Below are 13,509 nucleotides of genomic sequence, written 5' to 3'. Positions count from 1 at the left end.
TGTTGATCAGCGATACACCAGCAGCGTGCCCAAGTGCGCAGGGCGTCGGGTGCTCCCCGCAGCGAAATAAAGGAGGAGCGAAGCGGGGGACATTCGCGGAGGGGAGTACCCGGCGGCCTGTGCACGCGCCCTGAACAAAGGCGCTTGATGCTCACTGCCACCCATACCGCCGCGCATACCAACCTTTGACCGTCTGCGTCAGCACCGCATACCCCACCAGCATCGCCACCAGCCACGGGAAGTAAGCCAGCGGCAGCGCCTGTAGCTTGAAGTAGTGCGCGAGCGGCCCCATCGGCAGCCAGATGCCGACAGCCGCGATCGCCGCACCCATCGCCAGCAGCGGCCAGGCCGCGCGGCTTTGCAGGAACGGGATCTTGCGGGTGCGGATCAGGTGGACGATGAGCGTCTGCGACAGCAGCCCCTCGATGAACCAGCCCGACTGGAACAGCGTCTGGTGCTCCACCGTGTTGGCCGAGAACACGTACCACATCACCGTGTAGGTCAGGATGTCGAACACCGAGCTCAGCGGCCCGAAGAACACCATGAAGCGCCCGAGGTCGGCCGGGTTCCATTGCTGCGGCGACTTGAGGAATTCCTCGTCCACGTTGTCGAACGGAATCGCGATCTGCGACACGTCGTACAGCAGGTTCTGCACCAGCAAATGGAGCGGCAGCATCGGCAGGAAAGGCAGGAATGCGCTCGCCACCAGCACCGAGAACACATTGCCGAAGTTCGAGCTCGCGGTGAGCTTGATGTACTTGAGCATGTTGGCGAACGTGCGGCGACCCTCGACCACGCCTTGCTCCAGCACCATCAGGCTCTTCTCCAGCAGGATGATGTCGGCCGACTCCTTGGCCACGTCCACCGCGCCGTCCACCGAGATGCCGATGTCCGCTGCACGCAATGCCGGTGCGTCGTTGATGCCGTCGCCCATGAAGCCCACCACGTGCCCGTTGGCATGCAGCGCGTGCACGATGCGCTCCTTGTGCGCGGGCGTGAGCTTGGCGAACACCTGGTGCTTTTCGACCAGCACCCGCAGTTCGTCGTCGCGCAGGTTCTCGATTTCGCGGCCGAGCACGATGTGGCCGGCCTCGATGCCCACGTCGCCGCAGACCTTGCGCGTGACCAGTTCGTTGTCGCCCGTCAGCACCTTCACCGCCACGCCGTGCTCGGCCAGCGCGCGCAGTGCGGGCGCGGTCGATTCCTTCGGCGGATCGAGAAAGGCCACGTAGCCCAGCAGCGTAAGGCCCGATTCATCGGCCACGCTGTACGCGGGCTTGCGTGCATCGGCAGCCATCGTGCGACTGGCCACCGCCACCACGCGCAGGCCCTGCTTGTTCAGCTCCGAAGCGACGCTGTGGATGCGCGCGAGCAGCTCGGCATCGAGCGCCAGCACCTCGGCGCCGCGCTCGACCGAGGTGCACACCGACAGGATCTCTTCCAGCGCACCCTTGCAGATCAGCAGGTGCTCGCTGCCGCCGTTCTCCACCACCACCGACATGCGGCGGCGCGAGAAGTCGAAGGGCACTTCGTCGATCTTGCGGTAGGCCGTCTGCAGCCGGGTCTCGGGCTGCATCTCGGCGTGGTTCAGCACCGCCTTGTCGAGCAGGTTCTTCAGGCCCGTCTGGTGAAAGCTGTTCAGGTAGGCGAGTTGCAGCACATGGTTGGAGCCCTCGCCCCATGCGTTGGTGTGGCGCTCCAGCACGATGCGGTCCTGCGTCAGCGTGCCGGTCTTGTCGGTGCACAGCACGTCCATCGCGCCGAAGTTGTGAATCGCTTCGAGGCGCTTGACGATCACCTTCTGGCGCGACATCACGACCGCGCCCTTGGCGAGCGTGGCGGTCACGATCATCGGCAGCATCTCGGGCGTGAGGCCGACTGCGATCGACAGCGCGAACAGCGCCGCTTCCCACCAGTCGCCCTTGGCCACGCCGTTGATCACCAGCACCAGCGGCGCCATCACCAGCATGAAGCGGATCAGCACCCAGCTCACGCGGTTGATGCCGGCCTGGAAGGCGCTGGTGCCGCGGTCGGTGGCCGTCACGCGCTGCGCAAGGGCGCCGAAGAAGGTGCGGTCGCCGGTGTGAACGATGAGTGCAGTGGCGGTGCCGCTGATCACGTTGGTGCCCATGAAGAGCAGGTTCTCGCGCTCCAGCACGCCGGCCTCGTGGTCGCCGCGGTCGATGGAGAACTTCTCGACCGGCATCGCTTCGCCCGTCAGCGCCGATTGGCTGATGAAGAGGTCCTTGGCCGTGAGCAGCCGGCAGTCCGCCGGAATCATGTCGCCGGCCGAGAGCGCGATCACGTCGCCCGGCACGAGGTCGCGCATCGGCACCTCGACGCGCACCGTGCCCGCGTGCGTGGCATCGAAGCCCTCGTCGCCCGCGGCGCCGGCCTTGCGACCCGGCGCGGGCCGCAGCACCGTGGCCGTGTTGCTCACCATGGCCTTGAGCCGGTCGGCCGCCTTGTTGGAGCGCGACTCCTGCAGAAAGCGCAGCACCGTCGAGAGCACCACCATGCTGCTGATGACCAACGCGGCCTTCATGTCCTCGGTCACGTACGAGATCAGCGCCAGTACCGTGAGCAGCAGGTTGAAGGGGTTGCGGTAGCACTGCCACAGGTGCGTCCACCACGGCAGCGGCTGCTCGTGGCGCACCTCGTTGCTGCCCAGGCGCTTGCGCAGCACCTGCGCGTGGCCTTCGCTCAGGCCGCGCGGCGAGCTGTCGAGCTTCACGAGCATCTCGCCGGCATCGGTGCGCGATGCCGTGGCCAGCGCCTTCGCGATGTCGGGCGGCATCGCAACCGAGCTCACGCCGACCGGCTTGGAGCCCAGCAGCGTCTGCCAGCGCTCGAAGTGATGCAGCATGTGGCGGCTGCGCAGGAAGCTCTCGAAAAAGGACTTCAGGACGTTCTTCATTTTTTTCTCCTCGCGGCGCAGGCCGGGCAGGAGAAGAACGCCCACGCGTCAATCAATCAGACGTGCGAGTCTCTCCGCAGCACGGCGCGCTGCGCTGTTGTTGCAATCGACAGGAACCGGTGGGGCGCGCAGGGGCGCCGATGAGGGGCTGGGTCCATGGAAGGCCTCCTTCGTGGCGTGCGGCCGGGTTTCAGCGCTGTGCTGCGCGCAGTGGCTGATCGAGCAGCAGGAAGAAGCTGCGGATGCGCCGCGTGGTCCAGAGCGCGGCGGCCCGGTCCAGCGTTTCGTTCTCGACGTCCTGCGCCGTCACCGCGCGCGCAGGCTCGTGCGCCGACGGGCGAACGGGTTCCTGCACCGGCTGCTGATGCTGCTGCTGCTGACGAGTTTGAAATTGACGCATGACAAGGCTCCTTCGTGTGGAAGGGCCTCGCGCACGAACACGCAAGCTGACTGAACAAGTCAGTGACGGAGAACGACGGATTTCGGGAGGGGAGAACCGCTGGCCTGATTGGCGAACGGGTCACGCTGCGTGCACGGCGGCCACAGCGCGAGAGAGCCTGCGCTAGAGGGCCGGATGTGTCACGCCTGCCGAGGCACGCGTCTTCTTGTCACTGATCCAACTGGCACTGTCCACGCACGGGGCTCCGAAGTAAAGATGCAGGATTGTTGCACCGCGTCACAATGAGCGTCAACCTTTTTGGGCTTGTCCTGCAATGCCAGCAGGGTCGTTATCGCCTCGTTGTTGCGATTTCGCCTCGGCCTGCGTTTCAACCTTTCAACAGGCTTTCAATTCGATGACTCAACCCTGCGTCTTGTTCATTTGCACCGGCAATATCTGCCGGTCTCCCACTGCCCATTCGCTCCTGCTGCACAAGGCCCGCCTTGCAGGTATCTCTGTCGATGTCGACAGCGCGGCCATCTCCGACGAGGAGCGCGGCAACCCGCCCGATCCGCGCTCGGTTGCCGAGGCGCGCCGGCGCGGCATCGAGATGCACGCGCATTGCGCGCGTCAGGTTCGTAGCAGCGACTTCGAGCACTTCGACTGGATCGTCGGCATGACGGCGCAGCATTGCGCCGCGCTGCGACGCCTCGCACCTGCGGGCACCGCTCACAAGGTGCACCTGCTCACGGACTTCTCCGAGGACGACGAAGGCGATGTGCCCGACCCCTGGTACGGCGGCCGGCAGGCCTTCGTCGAAGCCTTCGACCTGATCGATCGCGGCGTCGACGGTCTGCTCGCGAAGCTCCAGGCCAAGACCTGCTGAGCGGCTATTCGCACAGCGCGCGAATGCTCGGCGGAATCGGCACCGCACGGATGCCTCCGCCTTCGCGCTTCGCCGCGAAGATCCGTACCTCCTCGCATTCGAGGATCAGCTCTTCGCCGCGCGTTACGCGGTAGGTCTGCACAAAGCTCTTGTCCCGCCACTCGGTGATGCGCACCGCAATTTCCAACGTGTCGCCGTAGCTCGCGGCTTTCACGAAGCGCGTGTGAGTGTCGACCAGCGGCGTGCCGATCACGCCGAGCGTCTTCGTGGTTTCTTCCCAGCGCGGCACGCCGCAGCCGGCGAAGAAATGCCGCGAGGCCGCATCGATCCAGCGAAAGAAGTTGGGAAACCAGACGATGCCGGCCGGATCGCAATCGCCGAACTCGACGCGTGCGGTGTAGACGATTTCCTTGTGTGTGCTCATCAGCCCATTCTCGTCGGCAGCCACAGCGCGATGACCGGGAACGCGATCAGGATCACCAGGCGCACGATGTCCGTCACGATGAACGGGAGCACGCCCTTGAAGATGGTGGTGAAGCTCACGTCCTTCACCACGCTCTTGATGACGAAGACGTTCATCCCCACCGGTGGATGGATGAGGCCCAGCTCCACCGTCATCACGATGATCACGCCGAACCAGATCGGGTCGAAGCCCAGGTGCACGATCACCGGAAAGATGATGGGCACCGTGAGGATGATCATCGCCATCGCGTCCATCAGGCAGCCGAGCACCAGGTACATCACCATGATGAGCGCGAGCACGCCGTAGCGGCCGATGCCCAGGCCGGTGAGGAACTCGGTGAGCTTCTGCGGGCTTTGCGTGATGGTGAGGAAGTAGCCGAACAGCAGTGCGCCGATCAGCACCGTGAACACCGCCGCCGCCGTGCGCGTGGCAGAGAGCAGCGCCTCGCGGATCTTCGGGCCGTCGAGCTTGCGCCGCACGAGCCCGAGGATGAACGCGCCGCTCGCGCCCACGCCGCCGGCTTCGGTCGGCGTGAAGAAGCCGCCGTAGAGCCCGCCGATCACGAACACGAACAGCACCAGCGGCGCCCACACGTTCTTCAGGTCCTTGAAGCGTTCCGACCACGGCTTCACCTCGCCGCCGGGCAGCCAGTCGGGCCGCAGCTTCACGATGATCGCGATCGTCAGCACGTACATCGCCATCGCCAAAATGCCCGGCACGATGCCCGCCATGAAGAGCTTGCCGATGTCCTGCTGCGTAAGGATCGCGTAGACCGCGAGCACGGTGGACGGCGGCAATATCGCGCCCAGCGTGCCGCCCGCGGCGATCACGCCGGTAGAGAACGACTGCGGGTAGTTGAAGCGCCGCATCTCCGGATACGCCACCGCCGAGAACGTGGCCGCCGTGGCCACCGACGAACCGCAGATCGCGGCGAACCCGCCGCAAGCTACAACGGTCGCGACGCCGAGGCCGCCGCGCAGGTGGCCGATCATCGAGTTGGCGGCCTTGAAAAGTTCGCGGCTCACACCCGACACCGACACCAGCGCGCCCATCAGCATGAACATCGGGATCACGCCGAAGGTGTAGTCGGTCACGGTGCGCATGGAGGTCTGGCCCACCAGCTTCAGCGCGGGCCCGGGGCCCACGAGGTAGCTGTAGCCGACAACGCCCACGAGGCCCATCGCCATGCCCACCGGCACGCGCAACAGCATCAATACGAAGAGGGCGACGAAGCCCAGGATGGCAACTGCGTCGGGGCTCATTCGTCGGCCTTCTGTTCAGCGTGAACTTCTTCTAGCTGCTCGGGATGAAAGATCAAACGGTAGGTGCGAATGGCGATCAGCAGCACCGCACACACGTCGCCGAACCAAGCCACCTCATAGAACGGCCAGGTCGGGATGTTCATGTCGTAGGTCAGCACGTTGTCGACGTAGGTGCTGCGCACCTTGTCGAACAGCATCGCGGTCTGCACCGCCACCACGAACAAAAGAACGAGCGTGGCGAACACGTCGATCACCCGCTTCATGCGCGGGCCCGCCGCCGTCCACACCAGGTCGACCGTGATGTGGCCGCCGCGGTAGCTGGTGGCCGCTATGCCCCAGAAGATCAGGATGCCCAGCAGCATGCGGCCGAAGTCGTAGGCGTCGGGGATCGAGGTGTCGAAGAACTTGCGCAGCACCACGGCCACGAAGATGTTGAGCGCAACGATCCCCACGAAGATGGCGGCGAGCCATTCAATGGTGTTGATCGCGCGGTCCATATAGCTGGCGGACCGGGCAGCCATCGCTCAGAGCGCCGACTTGTATTTCGTGAGGCTGCCCTTCAAGGCATCCATCACCGCCTTCGGGTCTTCGCCCACCTTCTTCACGCTCTCGGCCCATTGCGCCTCCGAAGGCGCGGCCGCCTTGCGCCATGCGTCGAGCTGTTCCGGCGTGAGCTTGTAGACCTCGTGCCCCGATTGCGCCGCGATCTTCGCGCGCCCGCCGAATTCGAAGTCGGCCCAGGGCCCCGCCACCTTCTGCGCCCATTCGCTGGTGCAGTGGTCGTCGATCACCTTCTTCTGCCCGGCGGACATCGCGTCGTACTTGCCCTTGTTCATCACCCAGACGAAGGGCGTGACGTAGAGCGGCGCATCCATGTGGTACTTCACCACCTTGTCGATGCCGAAGAGGCCGATCGATCCCCACGGGAAGGTGATGGCATCGGCCACGCCGCGCTCCAGCATGTCGCGCGACTCGGGCGCCGAGGCCTGCACGTTGGTTCCGCCCAGCGAAGTGATGAGCTGGCCCACGGTGCTGGTGGCCGGGCGCACCTTCATGCCCTTGATGTCGGTGGGCAGCGTGATCTTCTTGCGCGAGTGGAAGGTGCCGGGGTCGTGCACGAACGCGAAGCAGTACTTCACGTCCTTCATTTCCTTGGCCGCGTAGTTGCGATACCAATCGTCGATGGCGGCCGAGCCTTCCTTGCCATTGGCGAAGAGGAAAGGCAACGATGCGCCGGCCATCACCGGGAAACGGCCCGGCTGGTAGCCCGGGTTCACGTACGAGAAGTCGGCGATGCCGTCGCGCGCCATGTCGTAGTGATCGAAGGCCTTGCCGAGCTGCTCCGACGGAAACAGGATCGCGGTGAGGGTGCCGTTCGATGCCTTCTTGATGTCGTCGGCCCAGGCCTGCAGGGCCGGGTTGAGCGGGTGTTGCGCGGGCACCCAGCTCGAGAGCTTGAGCTGCACGGGCTTGTCCTGCGCGTGCACGGCGGGCGTGCCGAGCACGAGCGCCGCGCAGGCTGCGAGCAGGGCGGCGGGCGAGGGGCGCACGCTGCGGCGATGGGAGTGGCGGTCGGTGGTTTTCATGGTCTCCTTCTTTATGGTCTGTTTGAAATCGTCGAGACCGGTCAGCCTAGGCAGTGGCGTGGACCGGGTAAATGGAGGCTTTCCCGCGCGGGATTTCCTTGGGGGGTGCGGTGGCGCGGGCAGGCCGACGTGGCGCCGGCGAGTTCGCCCCCCCCGCGATGCGCCGACGAGCGTCATCGTGCGCGCGGCGGCGGTGGTCTTCGACGTTGATCGATGCCATCGTGTCGCCTCCCGCCTCAGGCGCCGCCGTTCGGCTTGCGCTTCATCCAGCGGATGGGCTGGGCCCTGACCGCGCGCGCGGGCGCACCGTGCGCGACCAGCGCGGCATCGAGTGCGCGGCCGGCGTCGTCGGTCAGGGCGGCGTTGCGCGCCGCCGCCACGGATTGCGCGCGCACGGACGGCGCCACGCCGGGCTGTGCCGCGAGATGGTCGGTCACGTGCAGCAGGTTCTCCTTGCCGCGTTCGTTGGTGCTGCCGTAGCCCTTGATGAGCCTGCCGCACAGCGCAAGCTCGTGGCCCAGTGCCCAGGCCTCGCGCGTGCCGGCTTCCACGGCCGCGAGCCAGCGTTCGATCAGCGCCTGCTCTTCGGCGAAGCGGCTGCCTCGGCGGCGCAGCCACTTCAGCGACGACAGGAGCCGCAGCGACGCCATGCCCAAGACCGAGTGGCTGCCCACCTTGAGCGGCAGCGCCCAAGGCTCGCGGCCGCGCGCCTGCCGGCCGCGGTCCCACGCGGTCACGCGGCGCGACAGCGCGGGCGGCAGCAGCGCGGCGAACTCGGCGGCGCCGGGTTTGAAGTGGTCGTAGAGCTTCACGATGTCCTCGTCGCCCGCGCGCACTTCCTGCCGCACGCGCTGGGCGCGGCTCGCGCGCCCCTTGAGCGCGGCCACGCGCACGATGTCGTCGAAGGCCATCCACAGCGCGAGCCAGCGCGCGGCCTCGCGGGTGAGGGCAAAGCCGTGCGCGCCGGCCGGATCGGCGGCGCGCTCGGCATCGAGCACCTTGCCCAATCGATCGGCGTACAGCGCCGCGTAGGCGGCGTCCTGGTAATCGAGCACACGCGCGTGGCCGAGCGCGAGCAGGTCGTGCACGGCCGGGGGAAAGCGGCGCGCCAGTTCGTCGGGCAGGGCGCGCGCGGGTGGCGGCGCATCGGCGGTGTCGCCGGCCATCACGCTGTTCACGAAGGCGGCCTGCGTGCGCGGTGCGCTCACCGCATCGAAGGCGGCCGCGAAGCCGCGGAGGCTGGCGGCGGCCATCTTGTTGAGCTTCTCGGGCGCGCTCGTGTCACCGCCGCGCACCACGTGCTCATAGGCTTCGCGCGGAAACGGGAAGAGGCCGCTGCCCGCGATGGCGCCGAGCATCACGGCGCTGACCACCGTGCCGGTGTCGCGCGCGATGGCGTTCATGTCGAACACATGGTGCTCGCGGCTGAAGGCTTTCACCACATCGACCAGCCGTTGCGCATCGGCGCGCCCGTCGCCGGGCTCCATGCGCTCAGCGGTGGTGAAGATGCGCGCCGACGAGCTGATGACCAGCGTGCGCAGCGGCGCGCTCATGCCATTGCCGATCTGCCGCGCGGTCTCCAGCAGTTCCGACGAAACGATCGCATCGAGCGCGCCGGGCACCGGGCTCAGGCTGAACACCGGGCGCCTGCCGCCCAGTTGCGCGAGCGGCACGGGGAACACCTCGATGTAATAAGTGGTGGCGCCGGTGCGCTGCGCGACGCCGGGGATGGAGGTGCTTTGCGCGGCGTAGCCCGCATGGCGGGCGATGTCCACCAGCCATTCGGTGAGCACGCCGCCGCCTTCGCCACCGAGGGCGCAGACGAGGAGGGTGAGGGGACGATTCGTTTCCATGGCGCGGCTCATGTGGCTCATGCGGGTTGCAGTGCGCGAACGACCGCGCCGCGCAGCGAGTGCACGAGGCGTTCGTGCCACTTCGGGTTCTGCACCACCTCGGCGCGATAGAAGCTCGGGCACAGCGTGGCCGCGTGCGCGTTCTCGCCGCACAGGCCGCAGCCCACGCAGCCGTCGATCACGGTCGCGACCGGGTCGACCTTCAGCGGATCGGGGTTGTCCTTGAGCGTGAGCGTGGGGCAGCCCGAGAGGCGGATGCAGGCGTGGTCGCCGTTGCACACGTCTTCATCGACGCCGTACTTCACGCGCACCACGCGCTCGCCCTTCTTGAGCAGGCTGGCGATCCACGGCTTGATGCGCCGCTGCCGCTCGAGCTGGCACTCGCCCTCGGCGATCACCACCTTGAGGCCGTTGAAGTCGCTGGTGAGCGCCTCGGTCAGCGTCTTGCGCATGCGCTCCACGTCGTAGGTGGTCACGGTGCGCATCCACTTCACGCCCAGGCCGGTGAGCGTGGCCTCGATGGTCTGGTTCTTGTCGACCAGGCTCTGCTGCTTGTCGACAGCGCGCTCCTTCATCTCATCGTCGGGCGTGGAGATGATGTCCTGCGTGCCGGTGGCCGAGGTGTAGCCGTTCTTGAAGATCAGCAGCACCGCGTCGTCGTCGTTGAAGAGCGCGCTCTGCACGCCGGTGAGCAGACCGTTGTGCCAGAAACCGCCGTCGCCCATGATCGAGAGCGTGCGGCGGTTCATCATCGGCGCCACGCCCGCGCGGCTCGCGAGGCTCATGCCATAGCCGAGGATCGAGTGGCCCATAGAGAACGGCTCGAAGGTGCCGAAGGCGTGGCAGCCGATGTCCGCCGCGATGTGCACCGGCCCCGTCTCCTGCTGCGCGAGCTTGAGCGCGGAAAACACGGGGCGCTCGGGGCAGCCGATGCAGAAGCTCGGCGGGCGGTTGGGCAGCGGCGCGGTGAGCTGGCGCGCGACGGCCTCGCGGCGCTCGCGGTTGCCCGCGAGCCAGACCTGTGCGGACGACAACGCCTCGCCGGCCTCGATGTATTTCGCGGCGAAGGCGCCGATGCCGCCCGACAGCACTTCGACGCCGTACTCGCCGGCCGCGGGCAGCATGTCCTTGCCGTGCAGCGGCGTCTGGATGTCGCGTCGGCGCAGCAAGGTCGCGATGTCCTGCTCGATGTACTCGGGCTGGCCTTCTTCCACCACCAGCACCGCGCGCTTGCCGATGCAGAAGTCGGCCACTTGCTCCGGCACCAGCGGGTAGGTCACGTTGAGCACGAGGATCGGGATGTCGGTCTCGCCGAACGCATCGGCCAGGCCTTGCTGCTGCAGGCTGCGGATCAGCGCGTTGTAGAGCCCGCCCTGCACCACGATGCCCAGGTCCGTATGGCGATGGCCCGGCATCAGCTCGTTGAGCCCGTGTTCGACGATATAGCGCCGCGCCGCCGGAATGCGCGCGTCGCCCTTGAGCTTCTCGTGGCGGAAGGTGACGGGCGGGTGCGCGAGGCGCATGTAGTCGAAGCCCGCGGGCTCGGTCATCAGTGCGCGCGTGGAGACGGCGGGCGCGATGTTGTCCTTGCACTCGAAGCTGCCGCGCACATGGCAGGTGCGGATGCGCAGCTCCATGAGGCAGGGCATGTTCGAGGTTTCCGAAAGGCGAAAGCCTTCTTCGACCATGCGCACCATCACGCCGAGGTCGGGCCGCGGATCGAGCAGGCACATGCTCGACTTGAGCGCGTAGGCATGGGTGCGTTCCTGGATCACGCTCGCGCCTTCGCCGTAGTCCTCGCCCACCACGACCAGCACGCCGCCGGTCACGCCCGGTGAGGAAAGATTCGACAGCGCATCGGCCGCCACGTTGGTGCCGACGATGGATTTCCAGGTGACCGCGCCGCGCAGCGGGTAGTGGATGGAGGCGCCGAGCATCGCCGCGGCCGAGGCTTCGTTCGAGCACGCCTCGACATGTACGCCGAGTTCATCCATGTAGGCCTTGCCCTGGACCATCACGTCGAGCAGGTGCGACACGGGCGCGCCCTGGTAGCCGCCCACGTAGGCCACGCCCGACTGCAGGAGGCCCTTGGTGATGGCGAGGATGCCCTCGCCGTGGAAGGTGTCGCCGGCGCCCAGACGCAGCATTTCCACTTCCTTGCTGAATGAGACTTCCAAGAGATTCGGCTCCGATAGGGGGGGTTGATGGGTGGTTGGGGGGAATTTCGGGTGCGCGGTGCGCTGCGTCCGCATGGCGCACTCGCAGATGTCGTACGGCGGTGTTACTTCGGTGGAGGCTTCGCGGGTGCGCCGGGAAAGCGCGCGACGTAGTAGGCGAGCGTGTCCAGGTCCTCCGGCGCGACGCGGCTCACCGCCTCGCCCATGGCCTGCGTGTAGCCCGGGCGCTTGCCCGTGCGAAAGCCGTGCAGCGTGAGCTGCAGGTAGTCCTCATGCTGCTGGCCGATGCGCGGCACCTGCTGGCCACCGCTCAGGTCGGCGCCGTGGCAGATCACGCAGCGATGCTCTTGCGCCAAGGCTTGGCCGCGCGTCATGCGTGCGACATCGGGCGGCGCGGCGGCCGGCGGTGCGGGCACCGCGGGCAGCGTGGCGATGTAGTCCGAGAAGCCGCGCAGGTCGGCGTCGGTCATGGTCTTGGCCACAGCCGTCATCACAGGGTTGTCGCGCCGGCCTTCTCTAAAGAGAAAGAGCTGCGTGATCGCATAGAACGAATGCTGGCCCGCAAGCACCGGCGTTCCGGCCATGTCGCTGCGGCCGTTCGCGCCGTGGCACGAGGCGCACAGCGATGCGTAGCGCTGCGCATAGCTAGGCTGCGCTGACGCAGCCGGCTTCGTGCCCTGCGCAACCGCCGACGACAGCGCCACCGCCATGAAGCCCGTCGCTAGCGCTTTCGCAATGACGCCGGCTCTCGTCATCTGCCGCCGTAGCTGATGCGATAGATCGCACCGGCGTGGTCGTCGCTCACCAGCATCGAGCCATCTTTCAGCACGAGGAAGTCCACCGGCCGGCCGAGGTAGGTGTTGTTCTCGACGAAGCCCGTCATGAAGGGCTCGACCTTCGCGCCGCCCTTGCCGTCGGGCCACGCGACTGCGATGTCGGCGTACTTCGTGGTGCGGTTCCACGGGCCGTGGCGCGCGATGAACATCGCGCCGCGGTACTTGGCCGGGAAGCTCTTGCCGTTGTAGAACGTGAGGCCCAGCGCCGCGGCATGCGCGCCGAGCAGGGCCGCGGGCTTCTGGTAGTCGTCGCAGCGCTTGCCCCAGCCGAACTCCGAATCGAGGATGTTGCCCTGGTGGCAGTACGGATAGCCGAAGTGCTGGTCGGGCTTGGTCACCACGTTGAGCTCGTCGTTCGGCAGGTCTTCGCTGAGCCAGTCGCGGCCGTTGTCGGTGAACCAGAGGTTGCCGGTCTTCGGATCGAAGTCGAAGCCCACCGTGTTGCGCACGCCGCGCGCCACCGTCTCGATGCCGCTGCCGTCGGGGTTCATGCGGAAGATGCGCGCATGCGCGTCGTCGGGCTCGCAGAGGTTGCAGGGCGCGCCGACCGCGTAGTAGAGCTTGTCCTTGTGCATGCGCAGGTACCGCCAGCTGTGGTCCTGGCCGCCGGGCAGCTTGTCGTTGAGCACCACCGGCGTACCGGGGTTGTCCAGCTTGTCCTCGATGCCGTCGTAACGCACGATCTGCTTGTGCGTGGCCAGGAAGAGCGCGCCCTTGTAGAACTCGATGCCGGTGGCGAACTCGGTCTTGTCGATGATGGTCTTGGCCTTGCGGTCGCCCTTTTCGGCAATGGCGTAGACCTTGTTGCCCACGAAGAGCGTGCTCACGAAGACCGTGCCCTTGGCGCCCTGGCGCAGCTCGCGCGCATCGAGCACGCCGGAGGCCCAGGTCTCCACCTTGAAGCCCGGCGGAAGCTTGAACTTGGCGGTGGGCAGTTGGTCGGGTGCGGTGGGAATCGGGAAGGAAGGCACGGGTGCGAGACGCGTGGCGGCCTCGTTCTTGGGTCGGCCCTTGGCCCACCCCGGTTCCTCGGCCGGGGGCTGTTGGGCCCATGCGGCGGTGGCTGTGAAGAGCAGGGCGGCGAGGACCGCGTGCGAACGGCGTAGGGCCATGTCGTGTCTCCTTCTTGTCGTGGGGTGTTCGATCGATT

At 67.0% G+C, this 13,509-nt stretch carries 11 protein-coding genes; 1 reads left to right on the top strand and 10 read right to left on the bottom strand.

The genetic code is table 11. The annotated features are described in order from the left end of the window. Positions 1 to 151: 151 nt before the first annotated feature. Together mgtA and QF040_RS16065 are read right to left on the bottom strand one after the other, a co-directional pair. Positions 152 to 2,917, bottom strand: coding sequence for a magnesium-translocating P-type ATPase (mgtA, locus tag QF040_RS16070; protein ID WP_429611892.1), 2,766 nt, complete (start codon positions 2,915 to 2,917; stop codon positions 152 to 154). A gap of 190 nt (positions 2,918 to 3,107) precedes the next feature. Then, on the bottom strand, positions 3,108 to 3,317 hold the full coding sequence (locus QF040_RS16065) for a hypothetical protein (protein WP_429611890.1): 210 nt from the start codon (positions 3,315 to 3,317) through the stop codon (positions 3,108 to 3,110). Between the two features lie 394 nt (positions 3,318 to 3,711). Here QF040_RS16065 and QF040_RS16060 point away from each other — a divergent pair, with 394 nt between their 5' ends. Continuing rightward, positions 3,712 to 4,182 (top strand): low molecular weight protein-tyrosine-phosphatase, encoded by a 471-nt coding sequence (locus tag QF040_RS16060; protein ID WP_429611888.1) that lies wholly within the window; start codon positions 3,712 to 3,714, stop codon positions 4,180 to 4,182. A 4-nt stretch (positions 4,183 to 4,186) separates the two neighbouring features. On the opposite strand, the gene QF040_RS16055 is transcribed toward QF040_RS16060, so the two are convergent. The 8 genes from QF040_RS16055 to QF040_RS16020 form a co-directional block, all read right to left on the bottom strand. Beyond that, the gene (locus tag QF040_RS16055) at positions 4,187 to 4,606 is read right to left on the bottom strand and encodes an acyl-CoA thioesterase (protein ID WP_429611886.1); all 420 of its coding nucleotides are present in this window, start codon (positions 4,604 to 4,606) and stop codon (positions 4,187 to 4,189) included. Further along, a complete protein-coding gene (locus tag QF040_RS16050) occupies positions 4,606 to 5,907 on the bottom strand; it encodes a TRAP transporter large permease (RefSeq protein ID WP_429611884.1) in 1,302 nt (433 codons plus the stop codon). The genes QF040_RS16055 and QF040_RS16050 overlap by 1 nt, the downstream gene beginning before the upstream one ends. Further along, on the bottom strand, positions 5,904 to 6,428 hold the full coding sequence (locus QF040_RS16045) for a TRAP transporter small permease (protein ID WP_429611883.1): 525 nt from the start codon (positions 6,426 to 6,428) through the stop codon (positions 5,904 to 5,906). The genes QF040_RS16050 and QF040_RS16045 overlap by 4 nt, the downstream gene beginning before the upstream one ends. 3 nt (positions 6,429 to 6,431) lie before the next feature. Next, positions 6,432 to 7,493 carry a TRAP transporter substrate-binding protein gene (locus QF040_RS16040; RefSeq protein ID WP_429611881.1) on the bottom strand — a complete coding sequence of 354 codons (1,062 nt, stop codon included), beginning with the start codon at positions 7,491 to 7,493 and terminating at the stop codon, positions 6,432 to 6,434. A gap of 236 nt (positions 7,494 to 7,729) precedes the next feature. Then, a complete protein-coding gene (locus QF040_RS16035; protein ID WP_429611880.1) occupies positions 7,730 to 9,346 on the bottom strand; it encodes an indolepyruvate oxidoreductase subunit beta family protein in 1,617 nt (538 codons plus the stop codon). A 17-nt stretch (positions 9,347 to 9,363) separates the two neighbouring features. Beyond that, complete coding sequence (locus QF040_RS16030) at positions 9,364 to 11,523, bottom strand: thiamine pyrophosphate-dependent enzyme (RefSeq protein WP_429611879.1); 2,160 nt, start codon at positions 11,521 to 11,523, stop codon at positions 9,364 to 9,366. Positions 11,524 to 11,627: 104 nt separating this feature from the next. Further along, positions 11,628 to 12,278 (bottom strand): c-type cytochrome, encoded by a 651-nt coding sequence (locus QF040_RS16025; RefSeq protein ID WP_429611878.1) that lies wholly within the window; start codon positions 12,276 to 12,278, stop codon positions 11,628 to 11,630. After that, on the bottom strand, positions 12,275 to 13,471 hold the full coding sequence (locus tag QF040_RS16020) for a PQQ-dependent sugar dehydrogenase (RefSeq protein ID WP_429611876.1): 1,197 nt from the start codon (positions 13,469 to 13,471) through the stop codon (positions 12,275 to 12,277). Before QF040_RS16020 ends, QF040_RS16025 begins: the two co-directional genes overlap by 4 nt. Positions 13,472 to 13,509 lie beyond the last annotated feature (38 nt).

Origin of the sequence: Variovorax sp. W2I14, from assembly GCF_050435205.1 — a bacterium.
In the GTDB taxonomy this organism is placed as follows: domain Bacteria; phylum Pseudomonadota; class Gammaproteobacteria; order Burkholderiales; family Burkholderiaceae_C; genus Variovorax; species Variovorax paradoxus_C.
This window is presented reverse-complemented; position numbering and strand designations above follow the sequence as displayed.

Coding starts and splice junctions, on each gene's coding strand:
- QF040_RS16035 (WP_429611880.1), bottom strand. CDS start 9,346: ATGGAAACGAATCGTCCCCTCACCCTCCTCGTCTGCGCCCTCGGTGGC.
- QF040_RS16065 (WP_429611890.1), bottom strand. CDS start 3,317: ATGCGTCAATTTCAAACTCGTCAGCAGCAGCAGCATCAGCAGCCGGTG.
- QF040_RS16025 (WP_429611878.1), bottom strand. CDS start 12,278: ATGACGAGAGCCGGCGTCATTGCGAAAGCGCTAGCGACGGGCTTCATG.
- QF040_RS16020 (WP_429611876.1), bottom strand. CDS start 13,471: ATGGCCCTACGCCGTTCGCACGCGGTCCTCGCCGCCCTGCTCTTCACA.
- QF040_RS16055 (WP_429611886.1), bottom strand. CDS start 4,606: ATGAGCACACACAAGGAAATCGTCTACACCGCACGCGTCGAGTTCGGC.
- QF040_RS16045 (WP_429611883.1), bottom strand. CDS start 6,428: ATGGCTGCCCGGTCCGCCAGCTATATGGACCGCGCGATCAACACCATT.
- QF040_RS16050 (WP_429611884.1), bottom strand. CDS start 5,907: ATGAGCCCCGACGCAGTTGCCATCCTGGGCTTCGTCGCCCTCTTCGTA.
- QF040_RS16040 (WP_429611881.1), bottom strand. CDS start 7,493: ATGAAAACCACCGACCGCCACTCCCATCGCCGCAGCGTGCGCCCCTCG.
- mgtA (WP_429611892.1), bottom strand. CDS start 2,917: ATGAAGAACGTCCTGAAGTCCTTTTTCGAGAGCTTCCTGCGCAGCCGC.
- QF040_RS16060 (WP_429611888.1), top strand. CDS start 3,712: ATGACTCAACCCTGCGTCTTGTTCATTTGCACCGGCAATATCTGCCGG.